The 14904-nt window shown below is 42.3% G+C and carries 17 protein-coding genes; 12 read left to right on the top strand and 5 right to left on the bottom strand.

Annotation, left to right across the window (positions count from 1 at the left end; all coding sequences use genetic code 11):
• Positions 1–2: 2 nt before the first annotated feature.
• Positions 3–683 carry a hypothetical protein gene (locus H6F41_RS15640; RefSeq protein WP_190404402.1) on the bottom strand — a complete coding sequence of 227 codons (681 nt, stop codon included), beginning with the start codon at positions 681–683 and terminating at the stop codon, positions 3–5.
• Positions 684–775: 92 nt separating this feature from the next.
• Here H6F41_RS15640 and H6F41_RS15645 point away from each other — a divergent pair, with 92 nt between their 5' ends.
• A complete protein-coding gene (locus H6F41_RS15645) occupies positions 776–2446 on the top strand; it encodes a S8 family serine peptidase (protein WP_190404403.1) in 1671 nt (556 codons plus the stop codon).
• Positions 2447–2494: 48 nt separating this feature from the next.
• On the opposite strand, the gene H6F41_RS15650 is transcribed toward H6F41_RS15645, so the two are convergent.
• Entirely contained in the window at positions 2495–3103 is a 609-nt protein-coding gene (locus H6F41_RS15650; RefSeq protein ID WP_190404404.1) for a hypothetical protein, read from the bottom strand.
• Between the two features lie 448 nt (positions 3104–3551).
• Between H6F41_RS15650 and H6F41_RS15655 the strand changes: the two genes are divergently transcribed.
• The 7 genes from H6F41_RS15655 (at position 3552) to atpA (ending at position 8532) form a co-directional block, all read left to right on the top strand.
• A complete protein-coding gene (locus H6F41_RS15655; RefSeq protein WP_190404405.1) occupies positions 3552–3974 on the top strand; it encodes an ATP synthase subunit I in 423 nt (140 codons plus the stop codon).
• A 55-nt stretch (positions 3975–4029) separates the two neighbouring features.
• On the top strand, positions 4030–4803 hold the full coding sequence (gene atpB / locus H6F41_RS15660; protein ID WP_190404406.1) for a F0F1 ATP synthase subunit A: 774 nt from the start codon (positions 4030–4032) through the stop codon (positions 4801–4803).
• Between the two features lie 89 nt (positions 4804–4892).
• Entirely contained in the window at positions 4893–5138 is a 246-nt protein-coding gene (atpE, locus tag H6F41_RS15665; RefSeq protein ID WP_040689330.1) for an ATP synthase F0 subunit C, read from the top strand.
• A gap of 61 nt (positions 5139–5199) precedes the next feature.
• Positions 5200–5697, top strand: a complete 498-nt coding sequence (locus H6F41_RS15670; protein ID WP_190404417.1) for a F0F1 ATP synthase subunit B' — start codon at positions 5200–5202, stop codon at positions 5695–5697.
• 65 nt (positions 5698–5762) lie between these two features.
• The gene (locus H6F41_RS15675; RefSeq protein ID WP_190404407.1) at positions 5763–6296 is read left to right on the top strand and encodes a F0F1 ATP synthase subunit B; all 534 of its coding nucleotides are present in this window, start codon (positions 5763–5765) and stop codon (positions 6294–6296) included.
• 8 nt (positions 6297–6304) lie between these two features.
• Complete coding sequence (gene atpH, locus H6F41_RS15680) at positions 6305–6862, top strand: ATP synthase F1 subunit delta (protein ID WP_190404408.1); 558 nt, start codon at positions 6305–6307, stop codon at positions 6860–6862.
• Between the two features lie 152 nt (positions 6863–7014).
• Positions 7015–8532: a F0F1 ATP synthase subunit alpha gene (atpA, locus tag H6F41_RS15685; protein ID WP_190404409.1), complete on the top strand. Its 1518-nt coding sequence runs from the start codon at positions 7015–7017 to the stop codon at positions 8530–8532.
• An 84-nt stretch (positions 8533–8616) separates the two neighbouring features.
• On the opposite strand, the gene H6F41_RS15690 is transcribed toward atpA, so the two are convergent.
• On the bottom strand, positions 8617–8826 hold the full coding sequence (locus H6F41_RS15690) for an AbrB/MazE/SpoVT family DNA-binding domain-containing protein (protein WP_190404410.1): 210 nt from the start codon (positions 8824–8826) through the stop codon (positions 8617–8619).
• 347 nt (positions 8827–9173) lie between these two features.
• Between H6F41_RS15690 and H6F41_RS15695 the strand changes: the two genes are divergently transcribed.
• Both H6F41_RS15695 and H6F41_RS15700 read left to right on the top strand, forming a co-directional pair.
• Positions 9174–9758 (top strand): hypothetical protein, encoded by a 585-nt coding sequence (locus H6F41_RS15695; RefSeq protein ID WP_190404411.1) that lies wholly within the window; start codon positions 9174–9176, stop codon positions 9756–9758.
• Positions 9759–9942: 184 nt separating this feature from the next.
• The gene (locus H6F41_RS15700) at positions 9943–10947 is read left to right on the top strand and encodes a succinate dehydrogenase/fumarate reductase iron-sulfur subunit (RefSeq protein WP_190404412.1); all 1005 of its coding nucleotides are present in this window, start codon (positions 9943–9945) and stop codon (positions 10945–10947) included.
• Positions 10948–10959: 12 nt separating this feature from the next.
• Here the strand turns inward: H6F41_RS15700 and queA are convergent, their stop codons facing one another.
• Positions 10960–12018 (bottom strand): tRNA preQ1(34) S-adenosylmethionine ribosyltransferase-isomerase QueA, encoded by a 1059-nt coding sequence (gene queA, locus H6F41_RS15705; RefSeq protein WP_190404418.1) that lies wholly within the window; start codon positions 12016–12018, stop codon positions 10960–10962.
• Positions 12019–12246: 228 nt separating this feature from the next.
• Here queA and H6F41_RS15710 point away from each other — a divergent pair, with 228 nt between their 5' ends.
• Positions 12247–12447: a hypothetical protein gene (locus H6F41_RS15710; RefSeq protein WP_190404413.1), complete on the top strand. Its 201-nt coding sequence runs from the start codon at positions 12247–12249 to the stop codon at positions 12445–12447.
• A gap of 136 nt (positions 12448–12583) precedes the next feature.
• Entirely contained in the window at positions 12584–13414 is an 831-nt protein-coding gene (gene menH / locus H6F41_RS15715; RefSeq protein ID WP_190404414.1) for a 2-succinyl-6-hydroxy-2,4-cyclohexadiene-1-carboxylate synthase, read from the top strand.
• Between the two features lie 39 nt (positions 13415–13453).
• Here menH and H6F41_RS15720 read toward each other — a convergent pair whose 3' ends face one another.
• Positions 13454–14713, bottom strand: coding sequence for a glycoside hydrolase family 10 protein (locus tag H6F41_RS15720; RefSeq protein ID WP_190404415.1), 1260 nt, complete (start codon positions 14711–14713; stop codon positions 13454–13456).
• Between the last annotated feature and the right edge of the window lie 191 nt (positions 14714–14904).

Below are 14904 nucleotides of genomic sequence, written 5' to 3' on the forward strand. Positions count from 1 at the left end.
ATTTATAACGCTAACTCCAGAGAAAATCCCACCCGACTGTCATAGATCAATGGTGAGCGTCGCCATTCGATCTTGGTTCCTAGATACAGCTTTTTGGTAATGGCATAGCTAGTCGAAAGTGTAGTTTTACTCATCTCCAGATTGCCGTTGGGATTTGTAAAGGTATGACTCAAGCGTAAATCTGCGCTATGGGGTGACAATACTAAAATCCCCTGTATCCCTACATCTAAACCTGAAATTTGGGATTGGTCGCGTTGATTAAACTGACGATAACCAACGATTGGCGCAACGTTATAGTAAGAACCTAATGGCAAGAGATAGTAACGTAGATGGGCATTGATCTCACTTTCTCTACCACTAAATTCTGTTTGATAGCTACTACTGAGCGTCAGTGGTGAATTACCAATAAATAAATCTTCAACTCCCGCCTCAACCCCCAAGGAATTATTGCGCGACGTAATTCCTACCCTCAGCCTAGTATCAAAGCTAGGCAAGTTATAAATATCGTTTAATAGATCAGGGGGACTGCTTAACCAACGCTGTAACACAGGGCTACTCTCAATTAGTTGCTGATCAATTTCCAGATCATTAGCCTGTTTCAAAATTTTGACATCACCATAGGCTGCGGAGATGAAACTGAGGTAAGAAAATGCAGCTATTGCGATCGCAAAATTTTGGTTCATACATTTGTCATGTTAAAGCCGAGATAATTTGATTATCCTATTGATATAGGTGAGTGATCCACCTTACGAACAGAAATTAACGGAAATTCAAGATGCGTAGGTTAGATTGGCTCGTTGGTGGAATTTTACTAAGCATGGCTAGTCTTACTACTAGCTCAGATATATGGGCATTAGAAAAATCTGTTGATCGCCAAGGTATTGATGCCCGCATCCTCCAAAAACCTCCCTACAATCTAACGGGCAGAAATGTATTTATCGGTCAAGTCGAACTAAGCCGTCCTACCCGCTTTGCTGTAGATAAGTTATCTAACAAACTGCTGCAACTCGATCGTGTAATTGTGCAGCCCTACGAAGTATTTTTTCGCGATCGCCAAGCTGTACCCAATCGCAATATCGATGATCATTCTGCGCAAGTCGCCGCCGTGATCATTAGCCAACATAAAATCCATCGTGGGATTGCTCCCAATGCCAAGCTGCTCTCTTCAGCATACTCACAACGTCGCCAAGACGGACAACCCGAAGCCTGTCTCGCCGCCCAGCACATCGCACGTCAATACAACAGTACCGTCCGCGCCATCAACTTTAGTTTTGGCGAATTGCTATCCGAAGATCCACGCCCCAATGCCAAATTAGACGGCAATGCTCTGCTCACCCTGTGCGTTGATTGGCTTGCCAACAATCATGACACCATCCCCATCATTGCAGGTAACCAAGGCAAAGGCGGAATACCCATTCCCACCGACCTCTACAATGGCTTTACCGTAGGCTTTACCCGTGAAATTGATGGGGTTTATCGGCAACTGGATCGCGGCAACCTCATTGATGAACCATATCTCGATCGCAATGACAATGGTAAATACGATCGCGGCGAGGTATTCTCAGATTTCAATAAAGATGGCATTTGGACTCAAGGCGTAGAAAGCCCCACCAACAATAGGCGTTCCCTCGCCCTACTTGCCCCTGGCAATAATCTCCAATTGCCTACCCTACAAACCAAGTTTAAAAACACCAATGGTTCTAGCTTTGCCGCTCCCCATGTGGTGGGGGCAATCGCCCTATTACATGAATATGCCGATCGCCAAATTGCCAAAGGCAATTGGCGCAATGATTCACGTCGCCATGAACTGATCAAAGCCGTATTAATTAACTCCGCCGATAAACTCCAAGATCAGGGAGATGGCAAAATTTTAGGCATGTCGAAAACAATTCTTGATGCCTTTGGTAAGACATGGATTGACACCGAAGCCTACACCAATCGCCAAATCCCCCTCAGTCGTAATCTTGGTGCAGGACAAATCAACGCCTATCGAGCATTTCAGCAATATCAAGCAGGTCAACAGTCACCCATCCAAGGCATTGCTCAAATATCGGCAATCGGCTGGGACACCAATCTAGTCGAGGTCGATCAACATCAAGACTATGTGTTTAGTAAGCCCCTAGAGGCTGATAGCTTCGTTGCTGCAACCTTAACTTGGGATCGGCAAGTCAAACTCAATGACAAAAATAAGAATGGACTCTTCGACATTGGCGAGGATTTTACCGACCAAGGCTTTAACAAAGTTGAACTGTACTTAATGCGATCGCAAGACAACGATATTGCCAATAACGTATGGTCATCCGTTAGTCAAATTGACAATGTGCAGCATATTTTTATGCGTGTCCCGAAAACAGATAACTACAAAATCAGAGTTGTCTTTAAATCGCCAAAAACCAATTCCTCTAGTCAACGCTATGGAATCGCTTGGTGGGCAAAGAATCAATAAAAAAGCCGCGCTAAGCGCGGCTTTTTTATTGATTCTTGATTCTTGAGATTATTTAGGAGCAGCCGCATTAGGACGTACATACTGAGCATCCACAAAACCTAGCTCAAACAATTGCTGATATGCCTGTTGACCAAGATCGCGAGTGGGCGCTTGGCTACGGATTAACTGCACCAACAAAGGTACAGCCAGCTCAGGTTGATTTTTAGCACGATAAACTACCGCCAGTTGGTAAGTAGCTTCATCGCGGAGTTGCGCTGACTGCAAGGCTTTACGGCGATGACTATCAGAAATACGATTATCAATTCCTGAAAAGCTAGTGGTCAGATCTTGATAAAAATTGGAAAGTTGGTTAAATACCTGACGAGCATCTTGCAGCTTAGAAACTGCTTGATCATAATTTTGCTGGCTAATTGCTGTCATCGACTCCGCCATCAATCGCTGACCACCCGTAATGCTAAAAACACTACTTTCAAGGGAATTGGGCTTAGTCTCGAGTGGCTGAGCTTGAGAAGAATCGATAGACTGTGCTTGAAGTTGCTGCGCCGACACAGCATTGGGTGCAATCGCTCCTACAGGCAGCATAATAGCAGCAGCAAAAGATAAAACTGCGGCTGGAAAAGCATTGGACAGGCGAGGCTTAGCGAAAGATGTGGACATAGGTTGCAAATTCTGGATGCTCACAAACATTAAATGAGATTTAGATAGATATTCCAGTCTTGCGAAAATCAAAAAAACTAGAAAAAAACTAGAGTTTAATTTTTGAAAACTTTTGAAGACTTATCTAAAACTTTTTGATATGGTATCACTCCAAGATAGACGAAATATCTCCTGTAAAGTGTCTGCCCAAAAATATAGACAAGGTATAAACACAGTGTAAATGGTTGAAAAGTAAGCCATAGGCAGACGATGAAGACAAATTTTTTTAACAAATCGCATTTATTTACCAAAGACTTGTAAAGCAAATGTGACATTCGGCGTGATATGCTTAGCAACGGTGTAGGTAGCTACATCCAAGTTTTTGGACACCCATTTTGGTTACTCTTCGCAGTACCATTTCTTCACTCAAATCAATCAAATAATCAGCAAATTTCGCTAAAACTCAACAGTGAAGATCATTCCCGCAAAAGGCAGTACAGTTCCACAGTCGGTTGTAAAAACCTCATCCACATCAGTTTCTGATGGCATGGAAGAGTACAGCCGCCTCAAATTTAGGCTGCTAATCCTAACCCTTGCGTCTGGAGTCATTATTGGCTTGTGCGTCTGGGCTTGGTACGGGTGGAAAATCGCCCTCAGTTACGCTGTTGGTGCATTGGTTGGCTCGGTTTATTTCAGAATGCTAACCAAGAGTGTAGACCGTTTAGGTGGTGAGTCAAATCGCCTTGGTTTTTCACGTCTTGGCTTGTTTGTACTTTTGATTGCGATCGCAGCCAAATCTGATCAACTGGAAATCTTGCCCGCATTCTTCGGCTTTATGACCTATAAAGTAGCTGTTTTAGTGACTCTTGCCCAAGATTTGAGTAAATCTTGAGTTTGTGGTTCCATTCTCGCTGATTAAACCTCCTACAGGTTGTAACATATCGAACATGATCGATCCAGTATCTTTTGGCTATTCAGTTAGTCACCAAACCAGTCTTGCCGCACTAGAAGTGGGCAAACACTTTTATTGGCAGTTCGGTAATCTAGCGGTACATGGTCAAGTCTTAATCGTAAGTTGGATTGTCATGGGAGCAGTTCTCGTTGCTGCACTCATCGGCTCTAGCACCGCCAAAGCTGACCAACGTGTCCCCGCAGGTTTTCAAAATTTCATGGAATACGCTCTGGAATATGTTCAGGGCATCGCAAAAGACCAGATTGGCGAAAAGCACTACAGAGAATGGGTACCATTTGTTGGTAGTCTATTCTTGTTTATCTTCGTATCGAACTGGTTAGGAGCGCTAGTTCCTTGGAAATTGATCGAATTGCCCGAGGGCGAACTTGCCGCCCCGACAAGCGACATCAATACCACAATCGCCCTAGCATTATTAGTCTCCTTAGCCTATTTCTATGCTGGATTGAGCAAGCGCGGTTTGGAATACTTCACTAGATATATCCAAGCTTCTCCCTTCCTCCTTCCTTTATGGGTTCTTGAAGATTTCACAAAGCCCCTTTCGCTAAGCTTCCGTCTTTTCGGAAACATCCTCGCGGATGAGCTAGTTGTGGGGGTTATGGTTCTCCTCGTGCCTTTGTTTGTACCTCTGCCATTGATGGTTTTGGGACTATTTACCAGTGCCATCCAAGCATTGATTTTTTCGACCTTGGCAGCGTCATACATTGGTGAAGCGATGGAAGGACATGGGGATGAAGGACATGAGCATTAAGCTTATCTAATTCACCCAATTCAATTCGGGAATTTTAATTCCCATATATGTAAACACTTAAAAATAATCTAAGAAGGAAAAAGAACGTGATTGATCCATTAGTAGCCTCAGCATCCGTAATCGCCGCTAGCGTAGCCGTTGGTCTTGGTGCAGTTGGACCTGGTATTGGTCAAGGTACTGCTGCTAGCCGCGCTGTAGAAGGTATCGCTCGTCAGCCTGAAGCTGAAGGCAAAATCCGTGGCACATTGCTGTTGAGCTTGGCTTTCATGGAAGCTCTCACAATTTACGGTCTAGTTGTCGCACTCGTATTGCTATTCGCTAACCCCTTCGCCTAAGCGTTTTTGATTCTATAAGAAATAGACAAGGGGCTTAAGCCCCTTGTTACCAAACATACCTATGACAATTTGGAACCTTTTTTCAACTGTTCTCATGGCTGCGGAAGCAGTAGAACATAAAGGCGGCTTGTTTGATATCAATGCCACACTTCCAATTATGGCGGTGCAGTTTGTTGTTTTTGTAGCGCTTCTTAACGTTATTTTCTTTAAGCCTCTAACCAAAGCGATCGATGATCGCGATGATTATGTTAGAGAGCAGATTATCGGTTCAAAGGAGCGTCTCGAAAAGGCTGAGTTAGTTGTTAAGCAATATGAGCAAGAGCTCGCTACTGCTCGTAAAGAAACTCAAAACATCTTAACGACAGCTCAAGCCGAAGCAAATAAAATTCGTAAAGAACGTATTGATGCAGCGATGGCCGAAGCTCAAGCAAAAGTTGCTAGTGCTAAAGCAGAAATCGAAAAGCAAAAGCAAGATGCAACAGCATCTCTGGACGCGGAAGTAGAGTCACTCAGTCGCCAAGTTCTAGAAAAACTACTAGGTAACTTAGTTAGATCCTAGTTTTGATAAATCTAGATAGTTTCTATCTGGATTCTGGCTGGTATTGAGTAATAGAAACAACCTTTATGATTAGAAATTTCGTCTTACTTGCAAGTGAAGCAGGCGAACATTCAGGTTTCGGAATTAACTCCGATATTCTGGAAACTAACCTGATCAACTTAGTGATCGTTATCGGTCTTTTGATCTATGCAGGTCGCGGTTTCTTAGGCAAAATTCTCTCGGCTCGTTTGGAGTCAATCCAATCGGCTATTGCTGATGCAGAAAAGCGCCAAAAAGATGCCTCAGATAAGCTTGCCGTGCAGCAGGGCAAATTAGCTCAGGCAAAAACTGAAGCTGACAACTTGCGTAAACAAGCTGAAGCTGATGCAAAACATGCGGCTGATGTGATTTTGGCAACGGTTGATGCAGATATCGCTCGTTTGCGAGAGGCTGCTGATCAAGAGATTTCCACAGAGCAGGAGCGCGTCGTTGTGCAACTGCGTCAGCAAGTCGCTGAAAAAGCCCTTGCGAGTGTGCAGTCTTATTTTGATCGCGGTTTGAGTGAGTCCACTCAAGTCGAATTGATCGACCGTAGCATTGCCCTTTTGAGTTCTGACTAGGAGAAAACATGAAATCTAGTTCTGTTAGTCAAGCAGTCGTTGCTCCTTATGCTGAAGCTTTAATGTCTTTAGCTCAAGAGCAAAATAATTTAGATGCGATCGCAAAAGATGTTCGTCTAATTGGCGATACTCTGGCTGATTCAGTTGAGTTAAGTCAACTGTTTGCTAGTCCTTTAATTGGAGCAAACGTCAAAAAAGGCGTAATTGAAAGTGTATTTGGTTCACAAGTTAATGCTGTTACCAAAAGCTTTTTACTCCTATTAGTCGATCGCAAACGGATTGCCTTCTTACGCGAAATCGTCAATGAGTTTAAAGCCCTATTGCGTGTGATCGATCAAGTATCTCTTGCTGAAATCACCACTGCTTTGAAACTAAGCAGAGCGCAAGAAGATAGTATTTGCGATCGCGTTAAAGCAATGACCAAAGCCAAGAGTGTTGAACTTGATGTGACCGTTAACCCCGACTTAATCGGTGGTGTGATCATTAAGGTTGGCTCTCAAGTTGTAGATGCTAGTATTCGCGGACAACTACGCCGTTTGAAGAGCAGCCTTACTGCTGGCGTTTAGTCTGAAGTCAAGTAAAAAGGTAAAAGGAAAAGGGAAAAAGTAATTACCAATTCCCTAGAGCCAATTACCAAAAGCTAATAGCTAATTGCTAATAGCTACATCCCCAAAATATTAAAAACAAATCGATCGCTGATAACTGGTAAAACACAACTATGGTTAGCATCAGACCTGACGAAATAAGCAATATTATCAAGCAGCAAATTGCTAATTATAACCAAGAGCTGCAAGTTTCCAACGTTGGTACTGTCCTGCAAGTCGGTGACGGTATCGCTCGTGTCTATGGCTTGGAACAGTGCATGGCTGGCGAGTTGCTGGAATTTGAAGATGGTACTGTCGGCATTGCGCTGAACCTTGAAGAAGACAACGTTGGTGTTGTGTTGATGGGTGAAGGTCGTAAAATCGCTGAAGGTAGCTCTGTAAAAGCAACTGGCAGAATTGCACAGATTCCCGTAGGCGAAGCATTCATTGGTCGCGTTGTTGACGGTTTGGCTCAACCTATTGATGGTAAGGGCGAAATCAAGGCAAGCGAAACTCGTTTAATTGAATCTCCTGCCCCTGGCATTATTGCTCGTAAATCCGTATTTGAACCTCTGCAAACTGGCATTACCGCGATCGACGCGATGATTCCTGTTGGTCGTGGTCAACGCGAATTGATCATTGGTGACCGTCAAACAGGTAAGACCTCGGTTGCAGTAGACACAATCATCAACCAAAAAGGTTTGGATTGTATCTGCGTATATGTAGCGATCGGGCAGAAAGCTTCCACCGTTGCGAACGTTGTTAACAAACTCCGTGAAAGCGGTGCAATGGAATACACGATCGTCGTTATGGCAAGCGCCAACGATCCTGCGACCTTGCAATACCTCGCTCCTTACACTGGCGCAGCTTTGGCTGAGTACTTCATGTACAAAGGCAAAGGCACTTTGATCGTATACGATGATTTGTCTAAGCAAGCCCAAGCTTATCGCCAAATGGCTCTCTTGCTTCGTCGTCCACCAGGTCGTGAAGCATATCCTGGAGACGTGTTCTACTTACACTCTCGCTTGCTCGAACGTGCAGCGAAGTTGAGTGATGAACTCGGCGGTGGCTCGATGACCGCATTGCCAATCATCGAAACCCAAGCGGGTGACGTATCGGCATACATTCCTACCAACGTAATTTCAATTACTGATGGTCAAATCTTCTTGTCTTCTGACCTCTTCAACGCTGGTATTCGTCCTGCGATCAACCCTGGTATCTCGGTATCCCGCGTTGGTTCCGCAGCACAAATCAAGGCAATGAAACAGGTTGCAGGTAAGATCAAACTAGAACTAGCTCAGTACGATGACCTCGTAGCTTTCGCTCAGTTCGCATCTGACTTAGACAAAACCACTCAAGCTCAACTAGCTCGTGGTCAGCGTCTCCGTGAAATTCTCAAGCAACCACAATACTCTCCATTACCTGTATGGGATCAAGTTGCGATTATCTACACCGCAATTAATGGTTACTTAGACGATCTCGAAGTTGATCAAGTTGGTGCATTCAACAAGGGGCTGCGTAACTACTTGGCAACCAGCAAGCCTAAGTATTCTGAAATCGTTAAGTCTGAGAAGACCTTGACTAAGGATGCTGAAGCAATCTTGAAGGAAGCAATCGCTGAATACAAGAAAACATTTTTGGCTTCTGTCTAATCCACAAATAAGCTAATAAAAAAGAGGGCAAATAATGCCCTCTTTTTTATTGGAATTTTGAGACTGATTCGATATTGCCATCACTTAGCCACCATGTCGAACTGAATCAAATTTAGCTAATCTTTCTGCAAGGGTTAATGGCTTATCTACAGGTTTAATAACGACTTGATTATCGACAACAGATAGTTTTACTCGTTGGTTGACGTGGAGATGGGCAGCACGAACTATCGCTGCGGGTAGCCGAACACCTAAGTTATTGCCCCATGTTTTGATATCGAGTATTACTTCAGCCATAGTAGTATTTCACAAGAGAAATGTTTAAACACTAGTATAAACGCATACCTTTTTTGATAGAAATTTTAAGGAGCTAGAAATATAAAACTAGATACTTTGCAGATACTGATACCCTTTACATCGTCTTCTCTCAAAGAATACTTTCAGAAATATGATATTTAGATGACAATACATTATTGGGTTTAGATGAAGATGGTCAACTTTGCAGTATGACGATTAAACACGCGAAAGAAAGGGTAGGTATTCCAGAGATCGGTTATCACAAATTGCAGCTTAAAAGTTGTTGCTATCAATCAAGACACTTGAATATAATTAAATCTCACAGGCAAAAAATAAGTAAATATTGAATGAATCTTGAAAGTTGTAACACTTGGCAATGTGTAAATAGTTTTGCTCCTTGGATATCTGCATTGGGGACTACAGCTATTTCTGGACTCGCACTTTGGTTATCTGTAAGAGATAAGATAATTCGGTTAGACTCTAGATTAAGTATTGTTCAAATACCAGGGGAAGATCCTAAAGTACTGGATCGCTGGGCTTATATGATTAGTTTTATCAATGTAGGAGCAAGACCTGTAACTATTAATAATTTTGAGTGGCGACTTAAATCATATCCATTTGGAAAGATTCAAATAAAAGTAACTTTTCCTCATATGGATCAAAGGTTTTCTCTCTTATGCACAAAATTTCCAGCTAAGCTAACCGATGGAGAACAAGGTCAGGTACTTCATCCTATAGATTTCTTTAAAAGAATCGATAAAAGTGCTGACTTCTTATTTGCGGAGAATGCGTTTATAACATTTTACCGAATAAGTACATTCAATATTTTTATAACAACAAGTGTTGGAGAAACCAAAAAAGTTAAAATTGCAAGAGGATTAAGGAATGAAATTTGGAAACAATACAAGGGGATTTCGCCTATTTCAATATAGTATCCGCATGATCTTTGAACAATTTACTGATATGGAGATCGCCTTATTTTAATTTTTGGTGAATAGGCGATAATGGAAGCTAATGAAATCAGAAATCAATTACGCAGTTGGGTTAGATTATTCGAGCTTAATCCTGAAGATATTCTTCTGATTTAAGATCAAGCAGCAAAGGAATTCTCCTCACATGAATATTACTGTCAAGCTTCGTCGCCAAAATTCGCGCACAAGTGCACCCAAATATCAAACCGTGCAGATTGAAGTTGATCCAACACGCACAACTGTACTTGATGCATTAATCAAAATTCAGAGCGAACAGGATGGTTCGATTGGTTTTCGGCGGAACTGTCGTAATGCAATTTGTGGATCTTGTGCGATGCGGGTGAATGGCAGATCAGGCCTAGCTTGTCAGAAACATATTAGTGAAGTAATGGGTGAGCATGATACAGAATTGGTAATAGAGCCAATGCAAAACCTGCCCGTGATTAAAGACCTGATCGTGGATATGACCAAGTTTTGGAATAATCTCGAAAAAGTCGATCCCTATGTTTCTACAGCATCACGACAAATTAGCAAAACTGAATATCTACAAACTCCAGCCCAAAGAGCCAAACTGCAAGCAGCAGCTAATTGTATTCTCTGTGGTTCTTGCTATTCAGAATGTAACTCGGCAGCAGTTAATGATCGCTTTGTTGGCCCCCACGCTCTAGCTAAGGCATATCGGGTTATAGCAGACAATCGGGATGATCGCACAGAAGCGCGAGTCGAGAAATATAATGAGTCGGGATTTGTCTGGGATTGCACTCGTTGCTATAACTGCAACGAAGTTTGTCCAGTAGAAGTACAACCTCTCGATCGCATTTCGCAAATCAAGCATGAGATTTTGGATAATACGGCTCTGCCTAAGTCAATGCCACAGCGCCATCGTCATACTTTGCTTGATTTAGTCAAAGAGGATGGTTGGATTGATGAGAGTAAGTTTGCAGTTAGGCTGATGACCAATGACTTTAAGGAGTTTAAAGCCCTACTTAGCATTTTCCCTGTCGGTATTCGCATGGTTTTAAGTGGCAAAATTCCTTACCCTTGGCAATTCCAAAAATCAGAGGGAGCATCGGAAGTTAAGGCTTTAATTGAGGCGATCGCTGCGAAAAAAGATCATCAGAAGAACATTCAGAAAAATGAAGATCTGTAAGATTCTCACCCATTACTTTTCGATAAACATGGCATCGCCAAAGGAATAAAACCGATATTCTTTGGCGATGGCAGTTTGATAGGCTGACATTAAAAATTCTCGGCCATCTTTACCTAAAAATGATGACACCATCATTAATAGGGTGGATTTGGGCAGATGAAAGTTAGTTACTAATCCATCTAGCACTTTCCATTCAAAGCCTGGGTAGATCATCAGATTAGTCTTGCCTTTAAACGCTTGAAAATTAGCACTTTCTAAAGATCGCGCCACAGTGCTACCAACACCGATCACTCTGCCACCATTAGCTTTAGTCTCTTTGATTTTGGCATTGGTTGCCTCTGACACTTCGCACCACTCGTTATGCATCACATGCTGAGTGATATCTTCGGTTTCGACAGGGCGGAATGTGCCAATACCAACATGGAGAGTGACAAAAGCCTTGTCAACGCCCTGATTAGCTAGTTTGCTAAATAGTTCTTCCGTAAAGTGTAAACCTGCGGTGGGTGCAGCAATTGCCCCCGAAATATCAGCATAGATAGTTTGATAACGATCAGGATCAACGTGGGAATCGGTGACATAGGGGGGGAGTGGCAGTTTACCCAATTGTTCAATAATTTTGTCAAGATCAGCATCAATGGGAATGTGAAACTGGAGTTCCCGCGCTCTAGTTGTAGTTTCGATTCCTTCGACGGTGGCGGTTACATTTTCGGCAAAGATGATGGTACTGCCAATAGGTAGACGTTTCCCCGGTTTAACTAGGGCTAACCAGCGATCTAATCCAATGGGTTCCATCAACAAAATTTCGACTGGCACTCCCGATTGTTTATGCCCGTACATTCTGGCAGGGATTACTTTGGTGTTGTTAAAAACTAATAAGTCCCCCGATCGCAAAAAATTTGGTAGATCATAAAAATGCTGATGGTGCAAAATGCGTTCAGAATCAATTATTAGCAGTTTTGAGGCATCCCTCGGTGTAACGGGATCTTGAGCAATGCGATCGCTTGGCAGTTCGTAATCATAGGCGCTCAACGCATAATCAGACTCAAGTTCGGTTACAGGCTGTGAAGTCATAGAAGAAGCAAGTTTGAGGACATTAGCACTACTCAAAATTTTGCAGTGTTAATCTAAGTGTTTGTCAAAAAGTGACTATTTGACAAAAAAATATAAGAAATTTTATATACCAAGTGTAAAAACAGTGGTATACAGGTGGCATAAGTAATATCAACTTGTCCAGAGTGTTTTCCAAACATATTCAAGTTTTGGGTTATTTCACTTGGACTATTTCACAATGAGGAGTTTATGCAGTATTTAATGACCGATCTTCACCAACGTTTCATCGGTTCTCTGAACTATAATCAGCCTCTTGCTGTCGGCGATGTATTTCGCGCTGACAATACTAAGACTTATACAGTTGTTAGCATTAATGACACTCGCAACAAAGCCAAGGATGTCAAGTCAGTTACCGTGATTCCTGTCCGCGAACCCGCAAGTGTTGGCTAAACTCAGTAGTTATTTTCTTGACTATGGTTAAAAGACAAAAGAGAGAGAGGCGAGTCTCGCCTCTCTCTCTTTTAAAGAACTTGTTTATCTGACTTGGCGGGTAAATAACTCCGCGCTTCAAGATGGTTAAATGTTTATGCGATCGCAAGTACAAATCGAGAACTACGACATTAGTTACTATGCTGAGGGGAATCGTAATTGCCCTGTAATTTTGTTTTTACATGGATTTATGGGGGATTGCTTTGAATTTCAAACTGCGATCGCAACATTATCAAAACAGTTTTATTGTATGGCAATTGATCTGCTAGGGCATGGACAAACTCAAGAGATTAATCGGTCTACCGAGCAGGAGCGTCCATATACATTCGAGTCTGTTGCTACTTTGATCATTAAGTTTATAGAAGCTTTGGGGTTGGTAGATCATAAGCGCATCTTTCTAGTTGGCTATTCTATGGGTGGACGCATCGCCCTCTATTTAGCGATCCATTTCCCCCAATATTTTTCTAAAGTTGTTCTCGAATCTGCATCCGCAGGTTTAGCTAGCGAGCAAGCCAAACAAGATCGGCTCGCTCAAGATTTGCAAATTGCTACCAAGTTAGAAACTATAGATTTGCGACTATTTTTAGAAAATTGGTATCAACAGCCAATTTTTGGAAATTTGCAATCGCATCCCCAGTTTCCCCAAATGCTGAAACATCGGCTCACCAACTCAGTGAAAAATTTAGCCAAATCCTTACGTAATCTCAGCACAGGTAAACAGCCATCCCTATGGCAAGAGCTTTGTGACAATCAAGTGCCATTGCTGCTTTTGGTAGGCGAACTAGATCGCAAATTTGTCCAAATCAATTGGCAAATGCACCAACAATGTTTGCGATCGCAATTAGAAATTGCGCCTAAGTGCAGTCATAATATTCATTTTGAAAATCCGCAGCTATTTGCAGAAAAGATCTTGCAATTTTTTTCATGAAAACTAATAGCGACGCAAAGCGCCGCTATTAGTTTTGACTTAGCTACGGGCAATATTTCGTAAGTCTGGACGGATCGCAGGAATGAAAAACAACGTCTCAAAGGAGGCATCTCGCTGACCTAGAGTCTCATAGAAAAAGAAAGAAACTCCATCAAGGGAAAGCTCACGGGCAACACGGACTTGATTCTTAATCTGGCGCATATCCACATTTTGAATGCGTAATCCTGTCAAAATCCCCACAGCTACAGGAATTTTTTGGCGAACTTCTTTTAGCTCAGGACGTTCTAATTCTCTTCTAAAATCATCAATATTATTGCGATATACCTGCACCACTAACTCATCAAGGAAACCTGAATATACCCAGCTATACCAATCTTGTAGGTATTTAGTGTAAGAAAATTCGCGAGGATTTGGCGATAAAGATACTAAGCAGTTAGGTTTGATTTCTTTAACTGATCGGGATATTTTTGCCATTAAACTTGTGACAAAGCGAGAGCGCCATCTTACCCATTCAGGATCATTATGGTCTTCGGGAGGCAGCCTGCCACCGTGAGTTTTTTGATAAAGGGCGAGCGTGTAGTCATCGTAGCCAAGTTCCACAGGCATCCCGAAGTGATCATCGAGTTGAATGCCATCGATATCGTATTTGCTGACGACTTCAACGATTAAGTCGATTAACAACTTCTGCACTTCAGGACGGGCAGGATTGAGCCAAGCTAGACGATGTTGATTGTTCTCGCCATGTAAAAACAGTGAAGAACCATCTTTACGCAGGGTTAACCAATCGGGGTGCTTCAGAGCTAAATCTGAATCGGCATCTGTCATCAGACCATACTCAAACCAAGGAATGACCGCAAAATTTTGCTCATGGCCAAATCTTACAGCCTCTTCCAGCATGTCCCGATTTCGCAGCTCATCCATGGGCAGAACAGCCTCGCCAAAGGCTTTCTTGGCAACTTTGCTGGGATAGAGCGTATAGCCACGATTCCAAACCGTGGGATAGATTGTATTAAAGTTTAAGCGCTTGAGTCTTTTGGTGGCTCGCTCAAGTCGAGTGGTCGAAAATAAAACATCGCTATCAACATTCGTTAACCAAATACCCCGCAGTTCATTACTGTGGGGTCTAATGATGGTTTGGTTAGTTGTCGGATCAATGATGTTGCTAGCCGTATTAACGCTAGGAGTCTGAGCTAAAGCCCAAAAGGGAAAATTGATCATCAATGCGATCGCAAATCCTAAAAAAGTAAGTAATAGGAAACGAAGCCGCGCTTGCCAAGAAATAGAATTAATTTTCCCCATAATTCATGAGCTAATTAAGCCCCAACTCCTTACATTTAAGCTTCAAATTTGTTGCAAATATTATTGTATAACAAGAAAAAACATAGAAAGCAGAAGTGTTGAACGATAAGAAATAACTAGAAAAAATCGCTTCTAATTTAGTAAACTAGAAACGACAAATTAAAAAATATTGTTAATGATGCTATCTAACT

The sequence above is a fragment of the Pseudanabaena mucicola FACHB-723 genome, from assembly GCF_014696385.1.
Lineage (GTDB): Bacteria > Cyanobacteriota > Cyanobacteriia > Pseudanabaenales > Pseudanabaenaceae > Pseudanabaena.

What these genes read in the sequence shown, in the direction of transcription:
- H6F41_RS15640 (WP_190404402.1), bottom strand. Translation starts at nt 683, where the DNA reads ATGAACCAAAATTTTGCGATCGCAATAGCTGCATTTTCTTACCTCAGT.
- H6F41_RS15645 (WP_190404403.1), top strand. Translation starts at nt 776, where the DNA reads ATGCGTAGGTTAGATTGGCTCGTTGGTGGAATTTTACTAAGCATGGCT.
- H6F41_RS15650 (WP_190404404.1), bottom strand. Translation starts at nt 3,103, where the DNA reads ATGTCCACATCTTTCGCTAAGCCTCGCCTGTCCAATGCTTTTCCAGCC.
- atpB (WP_190404406.1), top strand. Translation starts at nt 4,030, where the DNA reads ATGATCGATCCAGTATCTTTTGGCTATTCAGTTAGTCACCAAACCAGT.
- H6F41_RS15670 (WP_190404417.1), top strand. Translation starts at nt 5,200, where the DNA reads ATGACAATTTGGAACCTTTTTTCAACTGTTCTCATGGCTGCGGAAGCA.
- H6F41_RS15675 (WP_190404407.1), top strand. Translation starts at nt 5,763, where the DNA reads ATGATTAGAAATTTCGTCTTACTTGCAAGTGAAGCAGGCGAACATTCA.
- atpH (WP_190404408.1), top strand. Translation starts at nt 6,305, where the DNA reads ATGAAATCTAGTTCTGTTAGTCAAGCAGTCGTTGCTCCTTATGCTGAA.
- atpA (WP_190404409.1), top strand. Translation starts at nt 7,015, where the DNA reads ATGGTTAGCATCAGACCTGACGAAATAAGCAATATTATCAAGCAGCAA.
- H6F41_RS15690 (WP_190404410.1), bottom strand. Translation starts at nt 8,826, where the DNA reads ATGGCTGAAGTAATACTCGATATCAAAACATGGGGCAATAACTTAGGT.
- H6F41_RS15695 (WP_190404411.1), top strand. Translation starts at nt 9,174, where the DNA reads ATGAATCTTGAAAGTTGTAACACTTGGCAATGTGTAAATAGTTTTGCT.
- H6F41_RS15700 (WP_190404412.1), top strand. Translation starts at nt 9,943, where the DNA reads ATGAATATTACTGTCAAGCTTCGTCGCCAAAATTCGCGCACAAGTGCA.
- queA (WP_190404418.1), bottom strand. Translation starts at nt 12,018, where the DNA reads ATGACTTCACAGCCTGTAACCGAACTTGAGTCTGATTATGCGTTGAGC.
- H6F41_RS15710 (WP_190404413.1), top strand. Translation starts at nt 12,247, where the DNA reads ATGCAGTATTTAATGACCGATCTTCACCAACGTTTCATCGGTTCTCTG.
- menH (WP_190404414.1), top strand. Translation starts at nt 12,584, where the DNA reads ATGCGATCGCAAGTACAAATCGAGAACTACGACATTAGTTACTATGCT.
- H6F41_RS15720 (WP_190404415.1), bottom strand. Translation starts at nt 14,713, where the DNA reads ATGGGGAAAATTAATTCTATTTCTTGGCAAGCGCGGCTTCGTTTCCTA.